Here is a 26,057-nt window from a genome sequence, read left to right as displayed (position 1 = left end):
GCCCGGCCAAGGCTCACTTCGAACGCCGTTTGGCTACCCAGTATAAGCGCACGGTCAACTCACCTTCGTAAGTCAGGTCGGTATCCACTGGTGCGGCAACAGTTGTTCGATCTCGCTAGCCCGCTGCGTTGGCAGCCGTGCCAGCACATCTTTCAGATAGGCATACGGATCATGCCCATTCAGCCGCGCCGATTGGATCAAACTCATGATCGCCGCTGCCCGTTTTCCGCTGCGTAGCGACCCTGCGAAGAGCCAGTTCTTACGTCCAAGAGCCCATGGCCGGATCTGGTTCTCGCACCAATTATTATCAATGGGTACGGCCCCGTCATCGAGGTAGCGCGACAGCGCTGCCCAGCGTTTCAGGCTGTAATCCAGTGCTCTGCTGATAGCCGAACCTTCGGGCACGAGATCGCGCTGGGCGATCATCCAGGCATGCAGCATATCCATCACGGGCACCGTCTTTTCTTGCCGTATTCGACGGCGTAAATCCGGTTCCTGATCTCTGACTTCACTCTCGATTTCGTACAGCAACTGGATATAGCGCAGGGCCTGTTCGGCGAGCATGCTCTTGTTGGTCGCGTGCAGTTCGAAGAACTTGCGCCGCGCATGGGCCATACAGCCGATCTCGGTCACGCCGAGTTCAAAACTGGCCTTGTAGCCACCAAAATCATCACAGGCCAACTTGCCCTTCCAGCCTTGCAGGAAGTTGCGAGCATGCTCACCGGCACGGCTGGGGCTGAAGTCATAAACGACAGCCGCTGTTTCGCAGAACTGGCTGGTGGCATAGGCCCAAACATAGGAGCGGTGGGTTTTCTTTGAGCCAGGAACGAGCATCTGCACGGGTGTTTCATCGGCATGGATCACCTGCAGCCCGAGCACTACGTCGCGCAGCGCGTCGACCAGAGGCTGCAACTGCACCCCAGTCACACCAACCCATTGAGCCAAAGTGGAACGTGGAATCGTCAAGCCCGCTCGACCGAAAATCGATTCCTGACGATAAAGAGGCAAGTGGTCAGCAAACTTGGCGATCATGACCTGGGCCAGTAGCCCGGCAGTCGGCATGCCCTTGTCGATGACCTGCGCCGGCACTGGCGCCTGGATCAGCGTTTCGCACTGACGGCAGGCCCATTTGCCCCGCACATGTTGCTCGACGGTAAACACGCCCGGCGTGTAGTCCAGCTTCTCGCTGACATCTTCGCCGATGCGTTGAAGTTGGCAGCCACAGGCGCACTGGGTGTTTTCTGGTCCGTGACGAATCACGGTGCGCGGAAACTGCGGCGGCAAACGGTGCTAAGCCAAGGCGTGGTTCACGCTGATGAAACACCAGTGCAAATGCTTGCGCCAGGAGAGCAGAAAACCACCGGGCCTACGTCTGGGCCTACAGCACTACGCTGTTTTCAGCGCTCAAAGCGGTGGTCTACGACTTCAGCCCAAGCCGTGCCGGAGAACATGCGCGCAATTTCTTGGGCGACTGGAACGGCAAGTTGGTCTGCGATGATTTCGCTGGCTACAAAGCCGGTTTTGAACAAGGCATCACTGAAATCGGCTGCATGGCCCACGCCCGTCGCAAGTTTTTCGATCTGCACGTGGCGAACAAAAGTCAGTTGGCTGAACAGGCCTTGCACTCGATTGGCGGTTTGTACGAGGGCGAACGCCAAGCGCGGGACATGAGTGATGAAGATCGTTGGCGAATACGTCAGGAAATGGCGGTACCGATCATCAAAACACTGCATGACTGGATGTTGGCCCAGCGCGATCTGGTGCCCAACGGCTCAGCTACGGCCAAAGCCCTCGATTACAGCTTGAAACGCTGGGTAGCGCTGACGCGCTACTTGGACGATGGGGCTGTGCCCATCGACAACAACCAGGTTGAGAACCAGATACGGCCATGGGCGCTCGGACGTTCGAACTGGTTGTTTGCCGGGTCGCTACGCAGCGGTAAACGGGCGGCTGCAATCATGAGCTTGATCCAATCGGCGCGCATGAATGGGCATGATCCGTACGCCTATCTCAAAGATGTGCTGACGCGGCTGCCGACGCAGCGGGCCAGTGAGATCGGACAATTGCTGCCGCATCAGTGGGTGCCGGCCTGACTTACGCAAGGTGAGTTGGGCGGACGCTTACCTTCAATCGGCTTTGGGCGTCATTCCATCAGCCAGCAAAAGTAGGATGCGAGCCCGTTCGACAAGGGCTTGTCCCAGCGTGCTCATTCTCATCCAGTCTTGCAGGGTAATGAGATCGGAAGGCGTTAACGCGAAGGGAGAAGCTGGTCGAGGCATGCGTATAACCAATCCATGACATTGGGCGCAAAGTATATCGTCGCCCGTAGGAAAATGGATTAACCGCTCAGACCACTAGCCACGCATGATAAATGCCTACTCGACGAGCATGCTGCGTTGAACACAGCACCGGAATACTCATTTTCAGCATGTCAGGTAGAGCGCGCGGAACGATCATTTGCCCAATTTGGGCTGTCCTGATTGCCGCTCGGCGACGGTTTACATAGACCTCGGCACAAGTAGACCCAGTGTTCGGAAAAATCGGACTAGTCTTATAGACGACGCATGCGCATAACAGAAAAGATCCATATCAGCTTCAGACTTAAATACCGACGCCTAAGATGATATCCATGCAGTCAATGATAGAAATTCAAAATATACAACTGCGTCTTGTTGAGTCAGCCGCAGCAAGTGAAAGTTGCGCAACTGATCTTCTAGGCATATTGCACAGACTTAACCACGCAGAAGCTAGTAGTATCGTGTGCATCATCGAACACCTGCGCCGCGAAGCCCGATCTCTTCGGACTCTGTCTAGAACTTTAACATCGCTTCCTTAGAGGGTGTAGAAAAAATCATGTCGTGAGTCGGCGCGCGAGTATGCGTGCCTCGGCCAGCCACACCCACGCTTCACTCACGGCGAGCAGCTGATCGTGGTGCATGATTAGCCACCGAGCCCTCTCATTCCAAGCATGTGTCCGCTCAACAACCCACCTCTTGAGCATAACTACGAAGCCGGTAGGTGCAGGACAGTAAACAGATCTCCCTGTTCTGAGCGCCATTGCCCCGTTCTTCTATTGTTTGGCCCCCGGATCACTTGAACGTCGACCTCGTGCGTTTGATGCATGCGCTGAGCACATTTTCCCGCGTATGCACTATTGACGAAGAGCGTATTCAATGACGGATATTTTTCCTTCGAGTAAGCCACTGCGTCATCCGCTGCGTCGCGATCCTGCACACTTGCTGCGCTGATACTCCCCGCCAGAAGCAGGCCCAGCGTATCGACTATCAGACTTCGCTTGCGCCCCTTCACTTTCTTGCCAGCGTCGAAGCTGAGGGGAACTGCGAGTCGATTGAGAGTCTAAGATAGCCGCTGACGGGGCGTCATCGCTATCTTCCCGATCTCGCCATTGCGCGTGCAAGCGATCATGCATCTGCTCAAATTTGCCCAGCGTACTCCATCGGCGGAAGGTTTTGTAGGCATTGTCCCAGTGAGGAAACTCGCGAGGCAGCATGCGCCATGAGCACCCGGTGCGTACTACATAGCAGCAGGCCTCGAGCAGTTCCCGTCGAGAATGACGCGGTGGCACACCACAACCGCCCTGGGTTTCAAACAAATCGGCGACCAGCGCCCATTCAGCATCAGTCAAGCAACTGGGATACCGTTGCTCCGACAACTGCCGTCGGTGCGTTTCGTTGTAGCCATAGGACTTGGGAAGTTCGTATGACACAAAGCAGCGTCCCGTGCAGAACCAAGCGCAAGATCGAAAAAGCCAAGGCGCAGATAAGGGCGAAGGTCGAACACCCGTTCCGGGTGATCAAGCGCCAGTTCGCTTATGTGAAGACGCGCTTCCGTGGCCTGGCCAAGAACACGGCATAGCTGGTGACGCTGTTTGCGCAGTCGAATCCGTGGATGGCTCGTCGACATTGACTGAGCCATGCAGGAGAGGTGCACCTGTAATTCGGGGAATAACCGCTGCGAGATGCTCACGACGGATAAAGAACAGCAATTAGTGAGTGATCTCAGCGTTTTGGATCGACTCGCCACCTTTAAAATCGGCGGTGGCCGAGGTCAGCCAGAAACACATGGCTACTTCAGACCATCTTTAAGGGGTAATTGCATCCGCTTAATTTAGGTGGACACAATCGCCTTTGGCGTCGGAGTCAGGTAGACATGTTGGTCGGCCGGTTACGCCCCTCGTTCTCGTTGAGCGATCCAGCAACGAAAGAAGTTCTGGAAAGATTGCCTCGCTGCTGCGGTTTTCTCCTTCGTTTTAGGAGTACTCCTATTGCTTTTCAATTGCACTGTTAGCGATTGTCACTAGTGCTGACAAGAGACTCTGCAGATGATTGTATAAACACAAATTGAGAATGCCAGGGGCCATATGAAAAAACCATACGACAAGTTTCTCTCAAAAACAAAAATCTTGGCAACTATAGTATCCAATATGACGATACTTACACCGGCAGCATTTGCCGAAGAAATACCTCCAAAAAATTTCTCCATAAAACTCATGACATTCAATATATGGAATCGTCACGAGAACTCTAAAATGTGGGCCCCACAAGAAGACGGCGTAGAGACTCGAAAATACGCAGAGGCTACAAAAAACTTATTTCATAAAGTTTCGCCGGACATTGTGGTTCTCCCTGAGTTATTCAACAATGGACGCGTCAACTACACGACCAGTACGAACACTGGTAGCGACAAATACATATATGAATTCGAGCGTAATACGATTGACACCTTAAATGAGTCTCCTTTAAAGCAGGGTGGTTTTGTTAAGGCAAGAAGGAACCAGGATGAAGACATCAGAAAGGAGAAGGGTACGGGAAGTATTTTTTCTACCGTCTCTTTTGTTGATGAACCTGGAGATTCTATCCGAATTACTCCGGGTAATGGCTTTCCTGAATCCATCGTAAATGCCATACATTTAGATCACGGGGACGGGTTTAATCGTCGTCTGACTGAGGCAAAGAAACTCAATGACGCTGCGAAGGCCAGCAATATACCAGTAATTTTGTTGGGTGACTTCAATGCCGGAGAGGTTTCTGAACGGGGGTTGCACAGTAAAAAACAGCAGTTGCTAGTGATTGAAAATGCTGGTGGAAGTGAGCTGTATACAAAACTTGCATATGAATACCTTGGCGATAAGGAACTCTATAGGCCAGTCATTCAGAAATACTACCCTGCCCAGGATATTGATCAATTGTCATGGTCGAACTGGGCAAGCGCTTTGCGCTCCGATATATTGAATTCCGGAAAAAAAAGCATATTGCAAGATGAGAAGTATCCTGTTGAAAGCAATCGTCCAGTCACAATAAGTACTCTCAAAAATCGATATAAAATCTTCCGTCTTAATAAAAATGAGGAGAAGTACCGACCGAGTAAAGCTGAGGATGAGCGCGCTACTTGGCCGAGTGATGGCGAGATGTCAACTAATATTGCAACAGGTTGGGACAGGGCGACACTCGATCACATTTTTGTGTCATACCCTTTCGCGAAATGGATAGAGATTGCTGACGATGGAAAACTAACAGGCAATCTCAGTAAACTCGCCCGGGATGCTAGCGGCAAATCACTTTCTGACCATGAACCCGTGGCGCAAAACCTGCGCTGGATTGGACCGAGCCTTGAAGTATATAAGGAGGATGGCGAGAGTAAAACAAGAATGGTATGGGGGAAGGATGCCTACGACTTTGCAGGTAGAAACAAGACGTACTATCTCACACGTAACAACGAGCGCGATGATGTTGCACTTGGACAGGTTATAGATAACTCAGGCAATTTTGTATTTGATGAATTGGATAACGAACAGAAGAAAACCACTCTCAATTGCAAGGGCAGTGATGCACGTTTCAAACAGGCTGTTGAGGATTTATGCATTGATGATCATTCCTTTATCAGTGAAGTACTTGTAAAGGACAACGGGCTACTGATTGTTGATGAAGATGAAGCCTTGGGAGGACGTAACGCCAAGTTGCTCTTGACCAACGGCGGATTGAAGGTCGCTGGCACTTCAATGTCTAGTCTCGACCGAAAAATTGTACTGGAGCAGGACGGGTGGATCGATATCGCGGAACCTGGCCATGAGGTATCTGCGAATCAAGCTTTAATGGGCCCGGGTAGCCTCACGAAATTGGGGGCAGGGACACTGCGGTTTTCGTCAGCGAACAGCTATACGGGAGGAACATTTGTCGAGGAGGGAATTCTCAGGTCCGACATTACAGGTGGTTTTGTGAACAATACTGCGTACACCATCAATGGCGGTGCGATTGACCTCAATGGATTTGACCTGACAGCTTCGAGGCTCGAAGGAAAAGGGGGCAGTCTCCAGCTTGGGACGGGGTCACTGACTGTGGATCAGGCTGAGGTTACACATTATGACGGCGCTATCACGGGGCTGGGCGGGTTGATCAAAACAGGCAGCGGGAAGCTCACTCTCAATGGACAAAATAGCTATACCGGTGAAACCCTGGTCCGTGAGGGACATCTGGGCATCGGCGACAGCGATCACCCTCTCGCCCGCCTGCAAAGTACAGTAACCGTAGGCGAGGGCGCTAAACTCAGCGGCATCGGCACCCTGGGTGATTTGGTTATCAAGTCTGGCGGTACAATAGCACCGGGCAACTCCATAGGCACCCTACGCACCGGAAATGTAACTTTCGATGCGGGCTCGGTTTATGAAGTGGAAGTCGGTCCCGACGGACGCAGCGATAGGGTCGACAGTAGTGGGGTTGTGACGCTGAATGGCGGTGATATCAGAGTTTCTCTGGAGAATCACACCAACCTTCTGACGGCGGATGAGGCCAAAACGCTGGTTGGACAGACCTTCAACATTCTTACAGCCGAAAAAGGAATAGTGGGTCAGTTTTCATCCGTCACGCCTGACTACCTGTTCATGAACACTCGGATCACCGGATCACGGACACAGCAAGAGCTCATTCCAGTTGCGCTTGATCCTTCCGGCCCGATAGCGACCAGCTTGAGCGTCGCTATTGAGCGAAACAGTACCAGTTTTGCCAGTGTAGCTCAGAGCGAAAATGAGCGTGCTGTCGCGACCGCGATTGAGCCATTACCCTTGGGAAATCCGGTGTATGAGAGCCTGTTGACTTTCCATACCGCCGAACAGGCTCGTCAGGCATTCAAACAGTTGGACGGCCAGGTTCATGCCGATGTCGCCGCAGTGCAGGTCGCCGACAGTCGTTATATTCGGGATGCGACCAATGCTCGCTTGCAACAGGCCCAAGCGTTGCAACCGCAAGCAAAGATTCATGGCGATAACAGTAGCGGTGGTTGGGTGCAGTTGCTTGGAGGTCGCACACAACATGAGTCCGATCACAACACCTCCAGCTTCAGTTCATCTACAACCGGCGTCCTGCTGGGCCTGGACAGTGATATCGGTGACGGATGGCGATTCGGCGGGGCGACGGGTTATACCCAGACCCGCCTGGAGGGGGCCTCCAAAAAGTCGGTCGACTCAGACAACTATCACCTGTCGGTCTATGGTGGGAAACGCTTCGAAAGCATTGCATTACGCTTCGGCGGAGCAACGACATGGCATCATATTGAGACTTCCCGTCACGTGAGCTATGGCAATCAATCGGCTCATCCAAGAGCCGCCTACAAGGCACGCACGGATCAGGTGTTTGGTGAGGTTGGCTATGTTGCGTGGTTAGGCTGGGAGCCTTTTGCAAATATGACTTACGTTAACTTCCAGAGCGACTCGTTCCAGGAAAATGGAAAAGGAGCAGCATTGCGCGCTGGCAAGCAAAGTCAGGACGCTATCGTCTCCACGACTGGCCTGCGCGGGCATATGCAGTTACCCGTGGGTTCCAGTCGCTCGGTGAGGCTGCGCGGTGAGCTGGGATGGGAACATCAATACAAAGAACTTGACCGCACAAAAACAATGAAATTTGTCGGCAGTGATACTGAGTTTGGGGTGAGCAGTGTGCCAGCGTCCCGAGACGGTGCGGTGGTCAAGGCCTCGGCAGAAATGAACCTGACCAAGGATACTCTGGTGTCGCTGAACTACACCGGACAAGTGTCCGGCCAGGATAGTGGCAATGCGCTCAACCTGGGGGTCAGCTTCCAGTTCTGACGCTGATATCGGTGAGGAGCGATGAGGGCATTGAGTTTTTCAGTGCCCTCATTTTTTCGGCACCTCGCTATTGTGCCACTGACCGCAAACTGCCCCAGTAAAAGCTATTCTGACTACAAAAACTGCCCCAGATGTTCAACTGCTTCTGCTCAATTTCCGGGCAGGAGAAACACAGGGTGACTGGATGAGAATGAGCACGCTGGGACAGGCCCTTGTCGAACGGGCTCGCATCCTACTTCTGCTGGCTGATGGAATGACGCCCAAAGCCGTCAGCGAACAGTTACAGGTCACACGGTCGACGGTATTCAAGCGGCAAAGTGCTATCTGGAAGCTGGAATTGAAGGGCTGAGCCTGAAGACCGTCAAGGTTAGCAACGATCCTCACTTCGCCGACAAGGTCGACGTGGTTGGGCTCTACCTGAACCCGCCGGATAACGCGCTGACGCTGTCGGTTGACGAGAAAACCCAGATCCAGGCGCTGGTTCGCACTCAGCCGATGTTGCGGCTGCGCCCAGCTCAGATCGAACGTCGCCGCACGACTACAGGCGCCATGGAACAGCGAGCTTGTACGCAGCTTTCGACATCATGACCGGCCAGGTGATTGGGCGGATTACCCAGCGTCATCGGGCCCGAGAGTTTCTGGCCTTCTGCAACAGATCGATCGCAACACGCCAGCCGGACTGGATCTGCATGTGATTCTGGATAACAGCTCAGCCCACAAAACTGCCGCTATTAAGCAGTGGCTGGAAAAGCATCCACGCTGCAAATTGCACTTCACCCCGACCAGCGCGTCCTGGCTGAACGCCGTGGAGGGCTGGTTCGCCCAACTGGAAAGACGAGCGCTGTACCAGGGTGCCTTCACCAGCGTGACCGATTTGAAAACGGCTATCCGCCAATTTATCGAAGCTCATAGCGAGCACTCAGCCAAACCCTTTAAATGGAACAAAACGGCTGAGGCCATCATCAGTTCGGTGCATAAAGCAAAGCTGAGTGTGATCAAAAATAAGTTAATTGATTAACCGCTCAGACCACTAGCCGCTGGATAAACATATGCTTGATAGAGGGGGATTGCCTCAAGATCAGCCGACTTGATCGAAGGCCACTGCACGTAAGGAGGGCCCAATGCCGGAAATGATGTTTTTAGTCCCAGTCTTATTTTTTTTTGTGAGGTGGACGATAAACTTGATTGGAGACAGTAAACACGGAAAGCTACATCATGCGATTGAACATAATTGCGCCCAGCACGTTTGCGACATTGCGCGTCGTTATATTGGCGGCGAGCGGAGTTTCTGCTCAATGTATGAGGGACATGCTTGCGACTAACGGTATTAAGCCTTTGGCTAGCTTCACTACGCTGGGTGAGCTCGAAGTTTATTTGAGTAAAGGTTCTGTCGATGTGATCATTTGCCAGATTTGCCCCGCTTGCGAAGCGGGCCTGTTGTTGCTGAGCGTGCTAAATCGCATGCATAAAAGCGGTAAGTTGGAACAGTTACCCAGCGTGTTCTGGTCGGGCGAGACGTCAATGATCGAGTTGGCTCGCCGCGGCGATGATAACTGCACGTTTGGACTGCCTGCAATTGGCCAGACAGCGTGGATCAAGTGCATGGGCGGGGTGGCTATGACTGCTCTGGAATCCCTTGCGCGTCTGGCCAAGGCGGCAGGTATTCACGTGGAAATCCTCCATCAATGTGGTGCAATAGCCTTGAATGATGCCTTTCGGGCGGCGCTGCTGATCCATGCCAAGAACGACGCAGAGCCTGCACAAGCGACCTTCGATTCATTGGCCGAAGATGAAATTATCAGTGCACTCACTACCGGGGAAGGGTTGCGCTTCGTGTTCCAGCCACAATTCGATCTATTGAGTCGGCGTGTTGTCGGGGCCGAGGCGCTGGTACGGTGGAAGCATCAGCGATTTGGTGACATCCCGCCTTCCGTGATGATCCCGCTGGTCAACCACCTGGGGTTGGATCTGTTGTTATTCAGCTTGGTGGAGATGTGGGCGATCAAGGTCATGCTCGCGCTCAAGCACGAGAACTACCGGATTCCCATCGCCGTTAATGCCTCGGCAAAGACACTCTGTACACCGCAATTCGCCGAGCGGCTGGCAGCGCGCATGCATGGAGTCGGTTTGCCGACCCATTTGTTGAAGCTAGAGTTGACCGAGGACGTGCCCGAGCCGGACGAACTCTTGTTGTCCGCAGCGTTGACTGCTATCAGAGCCAAGGGCTTTCAGATATCACTGGATGATTTTGGCGTTGGGGCGGCAACGATGAACCTGCTGGTCAACATTTCATTTGATGAAGTGAAAATAGATGGGTCATTTGTCCGGGCTCTTGGAGAATACTCGTCCTCGGGCAAGGTCATCAGTGGTTTTATCAATTGGGCGCGGCTGCTGACGTCGAACGTAGTTGCTGAAGGTATCGAAGATGAGTCGACGATTCCCATGTTGCATCGATTAGGTTGCCGAGTTGGCCAAGGGTATGCCTTGGCGCATCCCATGGAGTTTGATGACTTTATGGTGTTCATGAAGAAGCAGAATTAACCATCGAGTGCTGTGGCGCTTTCTTTACTCTAGATAAAAAGTCTGGGGAAGTTCGATTCTGGGCAATTCGTCGTCCATATCAGACCCGTTCCGGTACTGGCAAATGTCGGACTGCGCGGTGTGTGGCTCGTGGTTACCTGCCATTGAATGTCGTTGCCGTACTTGCAGAACGTGGAGGCGCTGTTTGTTCTTAGGATAGCAGGACAATAGCGTGCGGCTGGAGAAGACTGAAATGATAATTGACTTGGTTTTGCGGGGCGGACAGACGGACGATTGGCATAGGCAAATTCAGTTGTGAGATGCATAAAGTATATGGGGCAGGGAAACTGAAAAGCTTCTAGTGCATCAGCTTGCCCATTTACAACTGCGGCTTATACTCGTTTGAACGCTGTGCGTCGTATTGCTTGTGTTTATCTTTTGACAGTGATGTACGTGCTGGGTTGAGTGAGTTAAAACGCGATGAAATCTATACGTATTGCGTTATTGGATGACCATGCTGTTGTCAGGCATGGGTTGGTGGAGGCTCTGGCGGCTGAAGTGGATCTGAAGGTCGTTGGCGTTTATGGAAGGAGTCGCGATCTTATCGGCGGGCTGGCTGAATGCCCCGCGGATCTTCTGATTCTGGATTTCTCGCTGGGTCCAGACGAGCTGGATGGCGCGTCGCTCATCCGTGCTGTGAGGGTCAAATACCCCAGATGCCAGGTCTTGGTGCTGTCCGCGCACCACGATCCGGCGACTGTCAGCCTGGCCATGCGTATCGGTGCTCGCGGTTTCGTTGGCAAGGGAGAGGATATGCAGCAGTTGCTCAAGGCGATTCGCCAAGTGGCGTCCGGTATGGTGTACCTCAGTCCGGTCATGACCTATCGTTTGGCTGAAGCAGTCACCTGGGAGCCGCCAAAACAGGTGACAGACACGTCGGACGCCTTCGCCCAGGCAGAACTCAGTAGCCGCGAACAGGAGGTTATTCGTTGTTACCTGGCGGGTATGACCGTGAGTGAAATTGCCAAGAAATTCAATCGCAGTCTCAAGACCATCAGTGCTCAGAAGGCGTCGGCGTTTCGCAAGCTTGGCGTGACGTCGAACAACGAACTGTTCAAGCTCAATAAAATCATCAGTCCGTCATGAGGGGAAATCTGCGCAAGGGGTTAATGCTGTGGGTACTGATGGCGGCCGCCCCTCTGATTCAGGCTAGCTCAATCGAACTAAGCCCGGAGGAACGCGACTGGATCGCCCAGCATCCGTTGTTGCGTGTAGGGGTTGACGAAAACCTGGAGCCTTTTGAGTACCTCAGGGAGGGGAGGCTGCACGGGCGGGCGGAGCAATACCTCGAGTTAGTTAGTCTCGCCACCGGGTTGCAATTCCAGTATGTGCCGGGCAAGAACGCGTCGGTCCGTGAGCAAATGCTCCTAGACGGCCAAGTCGATCTACTTTCTTCCCACCTACGCTTCAAATCCCAGCCTGATAATCCGGCGATCAAAGCGCTTGTTTATCACACCACTTCCCCGATTATCGTTACGCGTGTCGATCGCCCGGACATATTTGACCTCGATCAATTGCAGGGCAAGACCGTGATGATCCCGAATGTTGAGCGCTACGAGCGTATGTTCAGCGAGCGGTCGATTCATGCCCGCCTGATAAAGAGCATGTCGGCGCTGGAAATGTTGAGCAAGGTTGCGGATGGTAGTGCCGATGCGGTGGTCGCCATTGAAACGTTCCTCATGCCGTATCTGTATCGGCGGTTTCAGGGGAGGCTGGAGGTCTCCGGGGTGGTTGGGAGTCAACTGCTGTTGGTGAGTATCGCCGTCCGTGCGGACAATACGCGACTGGTGTCGATTCTCGAGAAAGTGCTGAGGTCTATTTCGCCAGAGCAACGCAAGGCGATATATGAGCAGTGGTACCACGACCTGCACGTGGATGAGCCTACGCTACTGAGTATCAGCAGCCATTATTTGCACGCCCTGATCCTGGCAACCCTGGCATTGGTCAGCTTGTGTATATTCGTATTCCGCGGCTACCTTCACTGGCGCAGAGCGGTGCATAACGAGCAGCACAAAGCAAGGTTCCTGCGCCATATGAGCCGTGAGCTTCGCTCACCCATGAATGCCGTGCTTGCCGCGATGGAACTGTTGTTGCATACACGGCTCAATATCCAGCAGCGGCATTTTTCCAACTTGGCCAACAGCAGTGCAGCTGCATTGAGGCGCGTGTTGGATGATGGTTTAAAGGTATTGGAAGCACCAGGACCGGGCCTGGCTGGACAGCTGGCGGTCGAACCTACCGAAGTTGAGGCATTGATGGAGGGGGTGGTGGGCTTGCATCGTCTACGGGCGCAGCAAAAGGAATTGGAACTCGAGCTGGATGTCCCTGCGCATTTGCCCCTGTTGCTGCTTGACGGTTCACGGCTGACTCAGGTCATCCACAACCTGCTTTCCAACGCGATCAAGTTCACCGAAACCGGCGGCGTCCAGGTGAGGGTCAGCCTGGTGCGTGCGCAAGATAACGTTCAGAGTCTGCAAATCGTCGTCCGCGATACGGGGAATGGTGTGTCTAAGTCGGCAGGGGCATCGTTGTTCCAGCCTTATGCGCAAGCCCGGCATGACAGGAAGGTTGGCGGTACGGGGCTCGGTCTGGTGATTTGCCAGCAGATGGTCACTGCAATGCAAGGCGTCATGACGTTCGACAGCAAACAGGGGGTGGGTACCACCGTCACGCTTTGTCTGCCCGCGGACATTGCATCTGAAACGGAGGAAATGTCGAAGGCACTCGGCATACTGACGCCGCCGTCCCACAGTGGGCTATGGATTCTGGTGGTGGAGGACTCCCGCGCCAACCAGGAGGTGCTGCTGGCTCAGATCCGTGGTCTGGGCTGTTGTCCGGTGATCGCGGCCGATGCCGCGCAGGCGAAGGCTCTGTTCAGGGACCATGACTACGACATTATCCTGATGGATTGCGACCTGCCCGACCAGGATGGCTACAGCCTGACCCGCGAGCTGCGCGCCACCGAGTCGCAGCTAGGGCGAGCGCATTGCCCGATCATCGCGATTTCCGCATCGACGGGTGGCCCGCATGCCAGACGCTGCAAGGAGGCTGGAATGGATGGGGTGCTGAGCAAACCTATTCGACTTGGACAACTGAGTGAGGTCATCGAGCGCTGGTGCGATGTCAGCCTGGCGTTGCCGTCGCCGATTGCGACGGCACCTGCTCGGATGTCGGCCGAAGTGAGCGAGGAAATGGCCGTTGACCTGGGGCGCCTCATTCAGGCCGTAGCGTTATGTGATCGTCCTTGTGCAGTGCGCTTCGCCCACCGGTTGCGAGGCGCGGCATTGATCATGAAGTGGTCGGCGCTGGGCCACGCTGCAGAGCAGATGGAGGAACTGTTGCGCGAAGGCCAGGGGTGGGACGACCCGTCATACGCGCGGTCGTTGCAATCTATCGTTCGACATTGGAAAGCCTTGAGTGACGGTATGTCACTGGATGCGCTGCACCTGTCATCGACTACCTGGTGGGGGGAATCGTGAACATTCGGTTCCTGGTTTTGTTTGTGCTGGCGTTGGTGGGTGGCGCGGGTAACGCCTGTGCGGAAGTCGACCCGGTGCCAATGACTCTGAGTCAGCAGGAGCGGGACTGGATCGCGGCCCATCCAGTTTTGCGAGTCGGGGTCTTCGACGACCTGCAGCCATTCGAATACATGAGCGGTGGTGAGCTGCGAGGACTGTCAGCCAAATACCTGCAACTGATCGCACGGCGTACCGGTTTGCAGTTCGAGCCAGTGAATACCACCACCACGCACAGCGCCCGAAAAGACATGCTGCTCAGTGGGGAAGTGGATGTCTTGTCCACGCGCCGTACCCTGGCGGACCGGGGGATGCTCTACACACAGCCCTATAACACCAGTTCGACCATCCTTGTCAGTCGCTTTTCCGATCAACCTTTTGTGGACCTGGAGCATTTGGCCGGCAAGCGGCTGGTCATGCTTGACCGTGAGGGCTACGCCTCGTTTCTGAGCAGCCAAATTCGTGACGTCACGGTGATCAGTGCCAAAAACGCGGTGGACATGCTGACGATGGTCAATCGCGGAAGCGCCGATGCCGCCATTGCCTCCGAGTGGTTGGTTATTCCTTACTTGTCACGCCAATACAAAGGCGTATTGCAGATTTCCGGCGTGGTTCCTTCGTTGCACAGGGGGGTGAGCATGGCCGTGCGTGATACTGATGTCATTCTGTTTTTCATCTTGGAGAAGGTACTGGCCTCCATCAATACAGATGAGCGTAAGCAGATTTATGAAGAATGGCTGGCCGAACTGGATGTTGATATTCCGACGATTCAAGCCATTGCCGAGCATTACCAATCGGAGTTGTGGCTTCTGCTGGCCATAGCGCTACTGCTGCCGATGTTAGCCTGGCAAAGCCGGGTTCAACGTATACGTGCCACACGAGGCGAGCAGGATAAAGCAATGTTCCTGGCGGTGATGAGTCATGAGGTGCGATCGCCCATGAACGCTGTGCTGGCTGTGATGGAGTTGTTGCAGCACACGCCGCTCGATGAGCACCAGCGCAAACTCGTCAACCTCACCATCAGCAGTGCTCATACCTTGTTGCGCTTGGTGGATGATGTGCTTGATATCTCCAAGATGGAGGCCGGAAAACTTCAGCTTGACTCTGAACCTACGGATCTTTGGGCGCTTGCCGAGGAGGTGGTCGAGAGCCAGCGGGAGTCTGCCGAGGAAAAAGGTCTTGACCTGACATTGACCGGAGACCGCCAGTTGCCATATCTGATGCTGGACAATCGTCGTGTTGCCCAGGTGGTACGGCACTTGGTTGCCAATGCGATCAAGTACACCGAGTGCGGAAGCGTCCAGGTGCAGTTGCAGAGGTTGGGTGGTGCGAGGGAAGCCAAGCAAGTGCGTATTCGTGTCATTGATACAGGTGTGGGGCTGTCCAGGCAGGCACAGCGCTCGCTGTTCCGACCGTCCTGGCGCTTCAAGCAGTCATCCAGGCGCATGAGAGGCACGAGGCTGGGACTGGTGCTTTGTCAACGGCTGGTAAGCCTGATGCAAGGCCAGCTAACACTGACCAGCAAGCTGGGGGAGGGCTCTCGGATAGACATGATACTGCCGTTGATGCTGGCTCCGCGTGTCGATACTGTCTGCGGTAGTGAGCAGATACAGACTTTGGCGGCGGACACCGTACAGCCCCCTTGTGTGCAGGTACTACTGGTCGAGAAGCCAACCTTACAGCGGCAGACGTTGGTCGAACTGCTCCAACGCTCAGGGTGCGAAACCTTGGCTGCGGACGATGCAGAGCAGGGGCTGGCGCTATTTTGTAAGCACGCGTTTAGCCTGGCGTTTCTAGACTGGGGCTCGCTGGACGGTGGCGCCGCAAGCCTGGTCGAGGCGTTGCGCGAATGGCAGCATCAACGGCAGCGACCGTACCTCCCTATTATCGCCTTGGGGGAACCTACCGGTAATGAAAGCCTTGAACACTGTTTCGATGCAGGGGCGGACAGCCTGCTGATCAAGCCCGTTCAGTCAAGCCAGCTGGAGCAAATCATCGCGCTGTGGTGCGATATGCCGCTGACGCCCGAGGAGTCCACCCATTCCGGCGAGTTCGAAAGAACAATGCTCACCCCCGAGCTGCGCACGCATATCAACAACCTCATCGAAGCGTTGGCGATGCATGACAAAAGCCGGGCATCACAGGTTCTGCATCAATGGCGCATTGCGCAGCCTGAAGACCTCGCGCGCCTCACCCCCGCCATCGAGGCAATCGACCGATTGTTGAGGAACAGCGTCGATTGGCCTGCTGAGGCCCTCGTACCGCCACTGGGTCTGCTGCTCATGCAGTGGACTGAACTGTGCAGCACCGCACAGGTGCCTGGAAACATGCTTACCCCTTAGAGGCGTCAAGGCACGCCCGCGCATGATTCAGCGTTGTATGAAAAGTGGTGGTCATAAAGACATAGTGCGTGAAAACGGGTAAGGAGTGCTGATGCGCAACTCGTTATATCGAGCGCGGGCCCGTTTCTCACCTATATTGGCTTTTCACGAGCGCCGTTCGGCGAATATTTATAAAACACTAATATGAAGTTTGAATTGGCCGGCTTTTTAGGAGTAATCCTATTGAGGGGCGAATGTATCGACGAGTGTCGAGTGTGGGCGCTGTTTTGCCAAAATTGTCGAGTTGTTGTTTTTAGGAGTACTCCTATTTCATGTTTATGAGAGCGGCTCTAGTATTGCGCCTGCAACAGAACAGGAGTGTCTCCGCTAAACAGGCCTCCACTTAAATTATGAATATAGTTGTTTCGGAGTATTTTCATGAAATATTCAGCTTGCGCTCTTGCCATGCTGGTCGCTGCTACCATCACCTCCGCTGCAATGGCTGCGGACGGCACTATCAAGTTCGAAGGTGAGCTCAAGGCAGAGACCTGCCTTGCCTCGGTGAGCGGCGGTGATAACGAATCGACCGTCAAGCTGCCGACGCTTGCTACTTCGGTGCTGGCTAATCCTGGAGCGGTGGCCGGTCTGACCGCTTTCAGCATCAGTCTCAAGGAGTGCTCTAAGACCCCCAGGGCGGCAGCTGCGTTTTTCCAGGCTGGCGGCACCGTCGACCCTGTCAGCGGAAACCTGAAGAACTCGGGCACTGCCACCGAGGTTCAACTGCAGCTGGTCGATGCTACTAATGGCCAAGCTATTAAAGCGGGAAGCGGCCAGCAGAGTACCAGTACCAGTCGTATTACTACTGCTGGGAGTACCTTGGTGGAGCTGCCATATGCGGTTCAATACTATGCTAAAGGGGCTACCGGTCCTGGCACAGTGGTGAGTTCCGTAACTTACAACATTGATTATAAGTAAGTTGCAACAAGGAGCATGCACGCTTTGAGATTAAAGTGTGCATGTCCAAGTGGCGACGGGACAACTCCATGATGCGTTCAGTTATATTCATGCGTCTGTTTTTTGTGGGCTTGGCAGCACTTGCAGCCGCTCAGGCATCTGCGGGTGTGGTGATTACCGGTACCCGCCTGATTTACCCGGCCGATCAAAAGGAAATAACGGTCAAGCTCGACAATGCGGGTACGCAACCTGCATTGACCCAAGCATGGCTGGATACCGGCAATGTCGAATCGACGCCTACGCAGTCCAAGGCCCCGTTCCTGATCTCGCCTCCTGTGGCGCGCATCGATCCTGGTAAAGGGCAAACGCTGCGGGTGATGTTCACCGGCGCTGCGATGGCGCAGGACAAGGAATCGGTGTTCTGGTTCAACGTCCTGGATATCCCGCCCAAGCCGCAGGACGGCGGTGACATGAATATCCTCCAGATGGCATTCCGTTCGCGGATCAAGTTGTTCTACCGGCCCGAGAAACTGGTGGGCACTGCCAGCGAGGCGATTGAACAGGTGCAATGGCAGGTGGTGCCTGGCCGCAACGGCCAAGGATGGGAGCTGCGGGCATTCAATCCATCGGCCTTCCATGTCTCGCTGATAGAGCTCGAGCTCGTCGATGGCGATAAGCGTGAACGCAGCGAGGACGGGATGATCGCGCCAGGTGAGACGCGTGCTTTTCCACTGACGGCACTCAAGGCCCGGCCGGCAGCTGCCGCTCACGTCCAGTTCAATGCCATCAATGACTACGGCGCTCTGGTTCCTGTCCGCAAGACACTCAGCTCTCAGTAATCCTCAACGATTTTAAGCGCGAGCCTCTTATGCATAAGCCATCCCTTCCCAGGGCTCTGCCGGGGAAGCGCTCCCACTTCGTCTTGAATCCGCTAAAGGCTTCGGTCTTGAAGGGGGTGCTCATCAGCGCAGGCGCCTGCTACGGACCGTTTTTGGTGGCCCAGGAGGTGCAGTTCAACGATGCATTCCTACCCGAGGGCTCGCGCGACCTGAATATCAGCGCTTACCAGGCAGGTAACCCGGTGATGCCGGGAATGTACCGCGCTGACGTGGTGCTCAACGGGCAGTTGAGCTTTCGTCACGACATTCGTATCGAGGCTCAACCCGATGGTCGCAACCCTGTTGTTTGCATGAGTCGAGCGCTGCTGGAGCGTCAAGGCCTGGAAATGACCAAGCTGGCTGCCGAGGCCATCCTTGCGCTAGACAATGAGGGGTGCCCGGCATTGGGGCGTCTGGTACCAGGCGCCACCGCGAGTTTTTCGCCCGAGAGTCAAACGCTCGAACTCAGCATCCCTCAAGTTTCACTCAAGCGTAATGCGCGGGGTTATGTCAGCCCTGAGTTGTGGGACCGCGGGGTCACGGCCGGCCTGCTCAGCTACAACTTCAACAGCAATCGAAACCATACGCGTGACGGCGACAACGATTCTGCCTACCTGGGGCTCAATGCCGGTCTCAATCTGGGGGACTGGCGCCTGCGTCATAATGGTTCGATGAGCTGGCGATCACGCCAGGGAAAGAACTACCAGGCGCTGAACAGCTATGCCCAGCGCGATATAACAGCGTTGAAAAGCCAGTTGATAGTGGGCGAGTCCATCACCAGCGGCGAGCTCTTTGATACGTTGTCATACCGCGGCGTGCAACTGGCCAGTGATGATCGTATGTTGCCCGACTCCTTGCGCGGCTACGCGCCGGTCGTTCGCGGTATTGCGCGAACCAATGCGCGGGTGGTCATCCGCCAGGGCGGCAATGTACTGATGGAAACCACCGTAGCCCCTGGCGCTTTCGTCATCGACGACCTGTACGCCACAGGGTACGGCGGCGACCTGGACGTGAGTGTGCTCGAAGCGGACGGTAGCGAGCAGAGCTTTATCGTTCCCTACGCTTCGGTCAGCCAACTGCTGCGGCCTGGTACCTCGCGCTTCAGCCTGACGGCGGGTCAAACCAGAGACAACTACATCAACGAACAGGCTCGTCTGCTGCAAGGTACGCTGCAATATGGCCTGAACAACACGTTCACAGGCTTTGCAGGCGTGCAGTCAAGCGAAGAATACCTGGCGGTACTATCGGGCTTGGCTTTTGCTACCCCTATTGGCGCGATGGCCGTGGACATGACTCATGCCCAGACCACGTTGGCGAGTGGTACCGCCAGAGGCCAGAGCCTGCGGCTGACTTATAACAAGAACATTCTTAGCACTGGCAGCAACTTCTCGGTGGCAGCCTACCGGTTTTCCACCCGTGACTACCTTGACTTCACCAATGCGCTGCAACTACTGGATGCTGAGAGGGGCGGGGAGGACGTCAGTCAGTTCAGGCGCCCGCGCAGCCGCTTTTCAGTGACTGCAGACCAAAGCCTGGGCCCATGGGGGCAGGTAGCGGTAAGTGGCTTTACGCAGAACTACTGGAACCTGCCAGGCAGTGATGTGCAGTACCAACTCAGCTACAGCAGACAGTTCGACCGGTTGGCCTTCAGTGTGAACGCCAACCGTAGTCGCAGCGGGTTGGGCGACATGCAAAACAGCTTCTTGCTGACGGTGAGCATGCCGCTGGAGTTTGGCGCCTCGGTCTTCAGTCCGCAAATGACCGCCCAAATCGGCCGAGATGCACAAGGCAATTTCGATCAGCAGGTGGGGATCAATGGTTCCGCCGGTGAAAACCGTCAATTCGGTTATGGCGCGCATTTCAGCCACGATGGAGCGAGCCACACGAAAAGCGCTTCGGTCAACGGTCAGTACGCGGGCGCTCAGTCCACGCTAAACGCTTCCTTGGGACGTGGCGCCAGCTACACCAGTATGTCGCTGGGGGCCAGTGGCAGTTTGGTTGCCCACTCCGGTGGCCTGACGCTGACACCCTATCGCGGCGAAACCATGGCGATCGTCAGTGCTGAGGGCGCCGAAGGGGCGAAGGTAGATGGCTATCCCGGTCTCAAGCTGGATGGAAACGGCAATGCCGTGGTGCCCTACCTGCGCCCTTATCAACTCAATGAAGTGGGCATTGATCCGATTGGTAGCTCGCTGGATGTGGAACTGAACGAAACCAGCCAGCAAGTGGCCCCGCGTTCCGGTGCCGTGGTGCACCTGCAGTACACCACCACCAAAGGGCGTGCGGTGTTGCTCAATGTACGACTGGACGATGGCAGCAGTTTGCCATTCGGTGCCAGCGTGGTGGACGCCGAGGGTATTTCGGTTGGCACGGTGGGGCAGGGCGGGCAACTGTATGCGCGGATAAAGCCCGAGACCCGGCAGTTGCTGGTCAATTGGGGAAGCAAGGCCCATCAACATTGTGCGTTGATGATTCCCCCTGCACCTGACAAGGAGCAGCAGCTTCAACAATTGGAGGCTGTTTGTGCAGCCGGCAAGCAGGTAGCTGACGGCGCTCCGGCTGATACTCGAAAGATTCCTTTATGAAATGCTCGCTTCCAGTTGAAGAGATCGCGTGCACAGGGACGATGTTTTATGCAAGCCCGACAAGTGTGACGTGCGAATGCAATAACACATATACATCACCCCCTGAAGGCAGAGGCAGGGTGGCATCTGGAAGCATTACTGGGAAGTTTCAGGTTATGTATCAGCACGTGTTTATTTTCGGCAGTTATTGGGCGCTCAGCGATGCGAAGGTTTACGTCCAGAGGGTTTTAATATGAGACGTTCAGTTTGGATTAGGGCGGTATTGTTGTTTGTCGCGGGTTGCGCAGTGGTTAATGGAGCGATGGCTAGCGTTAAGTGTAAGGGGAGGAGAGTTTCAGCCACATATGCGTTGACTGCGGATAAGCTTGATGTCGGGCCCAAAGTACCAATGGGTGAAGTCTATAGTGAGGTCTATAGGTATCGCGGGGAACTCCCTGGCTTGGACTGCATATTTGAAAAAGAGAGTGACTTCCTGAGCGTGTATTTCAGACCAAGTAGTAGTATTGCCTCTGTTGTGTTTATGAAATACAAAACCCTCTACAAAACTGATGTGGATGGGTTGGGGGTTTCTTTCATTTATGAGCGCACTCAACGAGATGCATATGACGGAGACATACTGAAGATAAAAGACTTTGCGGATGCTTATACTGATGCCCCCTGCAAGGCTAATACACTGTGCACGTTGATTGAAGAACCACAACTTAAAATTGTGTTAGTAAAAACTGGTAGTGTGAAGTCAGGTAAGATCACTGATATTCCGTTGGTTATAATGTCAGCCCAATCAGGTACGGCAGGTACGGCACAGGATGTTTTGGCGCTCACAATTAATTCGAACATTTCGGTTATATCAAAAACCTGCCTGGCAAACCCTGTAGAAGTGAACATGGGGGCGTACTCTACCAGAGTCTTTACTGGCATCGGCAGCACTGCACCTTCGAAAGATTTCTCAATCGAGTTAACGAATTGTCCTGCTTTTGACGGGCCGGGCAAAAAGAACTTGAAGTTTCGCATAGATCCGGTTCTGTCTGCGCTCAATGCGAGTAACGGTGTACTGCGTCTAGACGCCTCCGCTTCCACGGCTGGGACGGGTGCCGCTTCGGGTGTGGGCATCCAGATTGTCACGGCCCAAGACAGCCCGTTGCCCCTGGAAATGGATCAGGATAGTGGCCTCCCTCTGAGAAACACTGAAGCAAACTATTCCATACCCCTGCGTGCCCGTTATCTGCAGACCGACAGCAATGTCACCCCTGGTCCCGCCAAGGCCACGGCAAACTTCACGATAATTTATCCGTAATAAGTAGTACGCCAGCTTAGCGATAAAAATAAAAAAGGAGCATGCATGAAAGGTAAAGCCAGTATATTGTTTGTTCTAATTGCATCGTCCACGCTATGTGTCGTTTACGACATGGCAAGGGCAGGGGATCAGGTGCAGTTGAAAACTGCCGGGCCGGACAGTACAGTTTTCAAACAGAAATACCCGCGTGTTGTATTGTTTGGCGATAGCCAGCTCGATGTGGGCAATATCACTAAAGATATTTTCATCAACGGCGTCGTGCATGCAACGCTGCCGACAGGGGCGCCTTTCACGCCGGGTGCTGGTAATTTTGCACAGCAACTAACGAATGAGTCGTTCATTAACGCAAACCCTATGTACTGGTCAGGCACTTTTTCGCCAATGGGTCTTGATATGTACATCGAAGTTGCCAGCAAGGGGGGCAAACAATCTATAAAAAATGACGCTCATGTGAACATGGCACAAGGCGGTGGCAAGCTGACGTCGACGTTCCCGGGTGCCGATAAGGATGTTCTGAGAGCCATTGCTCGCCAAGCAGGGGACTTATACATCGATAGATGGTCATTTTTAAGTTTGGTAAAACCTGGAATTTCAAAGGCAGCTGAATTAGCCACGGATACTTTGCTGAATAATATGGATGAGCGAAATATTACGTTGATAAATAAAATTACAGAGCAACCCAAACTCTTCAGCAAAGGTGGAGGAGTTTTTGGTGTTAATGATTTAGCTATTGTCATGGCTGGCGGCAACGATGTTATTGAGCAGGGTTACACTGGTGCCAGGTTGCCAGCCACTGCCAGGGAAGAAGTGGCCGAGGGTAGGCAGACACTTCTGACCGATGTCATGCACCTGGGTGCAAAAAATATCTTGTTTGGAAATATCCCGGATATCAGGTTGACGCCGACACTGTTGAATTGGAAACAAGACGAGAAAAACGTTCTTCATCTCGGTAGTGCGAAGGACGATGAACGTGCCAAGGCCGACATTTCACTTATAACAGACGATATCAATGCCAGAACGACGCCCATGGTACTAAGCGCGTTGTTACAGCAGCCCGGGGTTACGGTCACACTGTTCGATACATTCAAAATGCTTGGGCATATCGCCGGACAGGGAGCGTTGTATGGTATCGATGGAGATCCGAAGTTGTCGTGCAACGAAGTAGCCGAGTGCAGGGATGGTAGGGATGCCAAACAAGATCGATACCTCACCCAGGATGGTCTTCATCCGAGTGTCAATACGAGCAGGGTTTTCGCGATGGCTTACACGGATTACTTGCGAGCGCCTTGGACCTCTCTGCAGAACCGGGTATCTGCACCAGGTGGTAGATACAACGGATACAACGCTTATACCGACGCGTTTGTTGACCTGACTGCCGAGCAAGAAAATGACACGGTGAGGCACCATATCAAAGGCGGCCTTCTGGACCTGAGCCTTCAGCAGGCTGCCGACGCCTTGTCGCGTGAAGTTCGTATCGTCGGTGGCGTCCTGTACTTTGATGGTGCTGCCGAAAACCTCAATTCGAATACCTATACTCAAGTGTTGAATTCTGACTTGTTGATCGGCGGTGGCGCGGCTATCGATGTGGCGAACAAAGATGCGATCTTGAATTACAGCGGCAACGCCTCGGGTGGGACGCTCCTGAAAAGTGGTCTTGGTCGCCTGATGTTGAGCGGGAACGATAATGTCATGGCTCTGATAGTCAATGACGGCGTCTTGCAGATTGGCGACGGTACCGACAGAGGGTGGATAGATAAGCCTATTCAAAACAACTCGGTAGTGGAGTTCAACAGGAGTGACAACCGGGTATTCAAGAGTGAAATCTACGGCTTCGGTAAACTCGTAAAAGCGGGAAGCGGCTTATTGAACCTGACCGGCTTGGTGTCCATGGATGGGCGTGCCGAGGTGAATAGCGGCGGGTTGGGGCTCAATGGGCTGTTGTCTGCTGTCGATGTCAACGTCAATGAGGGTGCCTTCGTGTACGGCTCGGGGACGGTGAGGTCGATAACGCTTGAGCACGGTGCGGCCGTAGCCCCCGGTAACTCCATCGGAACGTTGAAGGTGTCGGGAGACGTGACGTTCAATAAGGGGTCTATGTATAAGGTGGAGGTTAATGCTGCGTCTCTGAGCGATAGTATCGAGGCTGGCGGTACTGCGTATATCAGGGGCGGCGAGGTTCAAGTCGATGCCGAAGCGGGTGATTACAACTTCGAAACCACATACAAGGTCCTGTCGGCAGAGAAAGGTGTGGAAGGGCGTTTCGATAACGTCACGTCGAATTTCTCTTTCCTTGAGCCCAGCTTGAAATATGGTAACAGCGATGTGGCTTTGTCTCTGTCACGTAACGATGTCAAACCTGCCGACCTGTGCGAGGGAGTTAACGGCAAAGCCGCTTGTGGACAATTGCTTCCATCGGCCGTGGTAACGGAGGTAACTCCAACGGTAAACGTGCCGCAAGATGCCGAGCCAGAGGCTGCAAGGGTGCCGCAAGCGCCGGTGGTTGAGGTTGCGAGTGTTGTTGAGCCTGAAGTCGTAGCGGTAACGGCCCCCGCCCAACCTGAAGAATCGGCCATGCCTGCTGCTCGAACCCCTGGGCCGACCAGCGAAGCCCTTCTGGACGGCGGCGAATCCGGGCTGCTGACTCTTGAAAACCGAGTTGTCCTGGGGATGTCCCGCTCCGAGTTCATGGCATTTTCGAAGGCACTGCCGGGAGAAATTCATCCCACCCTTGCCACGGTTCTGGACCAAGGCTCATCCCATACTCAAGCGTCGGTCACCCATCGTTTGTATGAAACTCGCAGGGGCTTGATGGGGGCCGGGGCCTGGGGGCACATGTTCGGTTCCGAGGGGGCGGAGCGAAGCACCCTTGGTATTGCCAGCCTGAGCCGCAATCGTCAGGGTTTCGTTCTCGGAACCGACGTGGAGATCGAGGACACCAGCGTTGGTGTGTTCGGCGGGTACCAGAAGACCTCAATATCGCAAGCATTCGCCTCTGCCGATGTTGAAACCTACGACCTTGGGATCTATGGCGCCAAGCGCTATGACGACTGGACTGCGAGCCTGGGTGCAAATGTGGCGTGGCACGATGTTTCTACCAAGCGGCGGATTCATTACAAAGACCAGGCCTCGACACCTGAAGCCAATTACCATGGAACCACGCTGCAGCTCTTCACGGAACTGGCTTACGACCTGGACTTGGGGCGAGTGAGTGCCGAGCCCTACGTCGGGCTCTCATATGCGCGTCATGACCTTTCTGGTTTCTCCGAGAAAAAAGAGTTGTTCTCTTTGAAAGGCAAACGCGAAGTTCAAGAGGTCTATGCCGGCACACTGGGCGCGCGGGTCAATTATCCTGTTCAGCTTAGCGAGGAGGTGACGATGAACTTCCAGACCGGCGCAGCCTGGAAGCATACCCTTTCGGATGTTTCCACCCAGACGAACATGCAGTTCCAATCCCATAGCGAAGATTTTGCGATCGCTGGGCGGCCTTTACAGCGGAACACCGTGCGAGTGAACGGAAACATCAACGTTCAAACCGGGCATGGCCTGTCGATGGGACTGGATTACTTGGCCGAACGAGCGCCTGGTATGCGTGACCAGTCCATTTCGTTGTCTGGCTCGTGGACGTTTTGATGCAGTCGGGCCAGCTTCGAGCCGAACCTTTCCACGCTGGTAAAGCCGGCCCGAGAAGGGGCAAGGGCGCAGTGCAAGTTGGGTGAGGTGCTGAGCATCTAGGGATGAATGCTGCCTACTAAGCATAGGCAGCACCTTCAGACCTAAATCTCTTTCACTGACGTTTCGCCGTAACCGCTCCATAAACTCCAAATTCCAAGCC

General features: G+C 54.3%; 10 protein-coding genes and 6 pseudogenes. 13 read left to right on the top strand and 3 right to left on the bottom strand.

Annotation, left to right across the window (positions count from 1 at the left end):
• Positions 1-72: 72 nt before the first annotated feature.
• A pseudogene (gene tnpC / locus AC07VU_RS13440) lies at positions 73-1,284 on the bottom strand (IS66 family transposase); the annotation flags it as partial.
• On the opposite strand from tnpC (AC07VU_RS13440), the pseudogene tnpC (AC07VU_RS13435) reads away from it, so the two are divergent.
• Positions 1,279-2,093 (top strand): annotated as a pseudogene (tnpC, locus tag AC07VU_RS13435) (IS66 family transposase); the annotation flags it as partial. The pseudogenes tnpC (AC07VU_RS13440) and tnpC (AC07VU_RS13435) sit on opposite strands and share 6 nt — an antisense overlap.
• A gap of 39 nt (positions 2,094-2,132) precedes the next feature.
• On the opposite strand, the pseudogene AC07VU_RS13430 reads toward tnpC (AC07VU_RS13435), so the two are convergent.
• Both AC07VU_RS13430 and AC07VU_RS13425 read right to left on the bottom strand, forming a co-directional pair.
• Positions 2,133-2,279: pseudogene (locus AC07VU_RS13430) on the bottom strand (IS630 family transposase); the annotation flags it as partial.
• A 572-nt stretch (positions 2,280-2,851) separates the two neighbouring features.
• Positions 2,852-3,730: pseudogene (locus AC07VU_RS13425) on the bottom strand (IS5 family transposase); the annotation flags it as partial.
• 17 nt (positions 3,731-3,747) lie between these two features.
• On the opposite strand from AC07VU_RS13425, the pseudogene AC07VU_RS13420 reads away from it, so the two are divergent.
• From AC07VU_RS13420 to AC07VU_RS13365, 12 genes and pseudogenes are all read left to right on the top strand, one after another.
• Positions 3,748-3,927 (top strand): annotated as a pseudogene (locus tag AC07VU_RS13420) (transposase); the annotation flags it as partial.
• Between the two features lie 454 nt (positions 3,928-4,381).
• The gene (locus AC07VU_RS13415) at positions 4,382-8,098 is read left to right on the top strand and encodes an autotransporter domain-containing protein (RefSeq protein WP_495030011.1); all 3,717 of its coding nucleotides are present in this window, start codon (positions 4,382-4,384) and stop codon (positions 8,096-8,098) included.
• A 139-nt stretch (positions 8,099-8,237) separates the two neighbouring features.
• A pseudogene (locus tag AC07VU_RS13410) lies at positions 8,238-9,116 on the top strand (IS630 family transposase).
• Between the two features lie 290 nt (positions 9,117-9,406).
• Positions 9,407-10,639, top strand: a complete 1,233-nt coding sequence (locus AC07VU_RS13405; protein ID WP_457274654.1) for an EAL domain-containing protein — start codon at positions 9,407-9,409, stop codon at positions 10,637-10,639.
• 459 nt (positions 10,640-11,098) lie between these two features.
• Positions 11,099-11,764: a response regulator gene (locus AC07VU_RS13400; protein ID WP_495030010.1), complete on the top strand. Its 666-nt coding sequence runs from the start codon at positions 11,099-11,101 to the stop codon at positions 11,762-11,764.
• Positions 11,761-14,157, top strand: a complete 2,397-nt coding sequence (locus tag AC07VU_RS13395; protein ID WP_457274652.1) for an ATP-binding protein — start codon at positions 11,761-11,763, stop codon at positions 14,155-14,157. The genes AC07VU_RS13400 and AC07VU_RS13395 overlap by 4 nt, the downstream gene beginning before the upstream one ends.
• The gene (locus tag AC07VU_RS13390) at positions 14,154-16,535 is read left to right on the top strand and encodes an ATP-binding protein (protein WP_457274651.1); all 2,382 of its coding nucleotides are present in this window, start codon (positions 14,154-14,156) and stop codon (positions 16,533-16,535) included. The genes AC07VU_RS13395 and AC07VU_RS13390 overlap by 4 nt, the downstream gene beginning before the upstream one ends.
• Before the next feature lie 417 nt (positions 16,536-16,952).
• On the top strand, positions 16,953-17,489 hold the full coding sequence (locus AC07VU_RS13385; protein WP_495030009.1) for a fimbrial protein: 537 nt from the start codon (positions 16,953-16,955) through the stop codon (positions 17,487-17,489).
• 68 nt (positions 17,490-17,557) lie between these two features.
• On the top strand, positions 17,558-18,307 hold the full coding sequence (locus AC07VU_RS13380) for a fimbrial biogenesis chaperone (protein WP_457274649.1): 750 nt from the start codon (positions 17,558-17,560) through the stop codon (positions 18,305-18,307).
• A 29-nt stretch (positions 18,308-18,336) separates the two neighbouring features.
• Complete coding sequence (locus AC07VU_RS13375; protein ID WP_495030008.1) at positions 18,337-20,931, top strand: fimbria/pilus outer membrane usher protein; 2,595 nt, start codon at positions 18,337-18,339, stop codon at positions 20,929-20,931.
• A gap of 388 nt (positions 20,932-21,319) precedes the next feature.
• Positions 21,320-22,225: a fimbrial protein gene (locus AC07VU_RS13370; RefSeq protein WP_495030007.1), complete on the top strand. Its 906-nt coding sequence runs from the start codon at positions 21,320-21,322 to the stop codon at positions 22,223-22,225.
• A 45-nt stretch (positions 22,226-22,270) separates the two neighbouring features.
• Entirely contained in the window at positions 22,271-25,855 is a 3,585-nt protein-coding gene (locus tag AC07VU_RS13365; protein ID WP_495030006.1) for an autotransporter domain-containing protein, read from the top strand.
• The last annotated feature ends 202 nt before the right edge of the window (positions 25,856-26,057 follow it).

This window comes from Pseudomonas sp. GW821-FHT02B10 (assembly GCF_059421865.1).
This window is presented reverse-complemented; position numbering and strand designations above follow the sequence as displayed.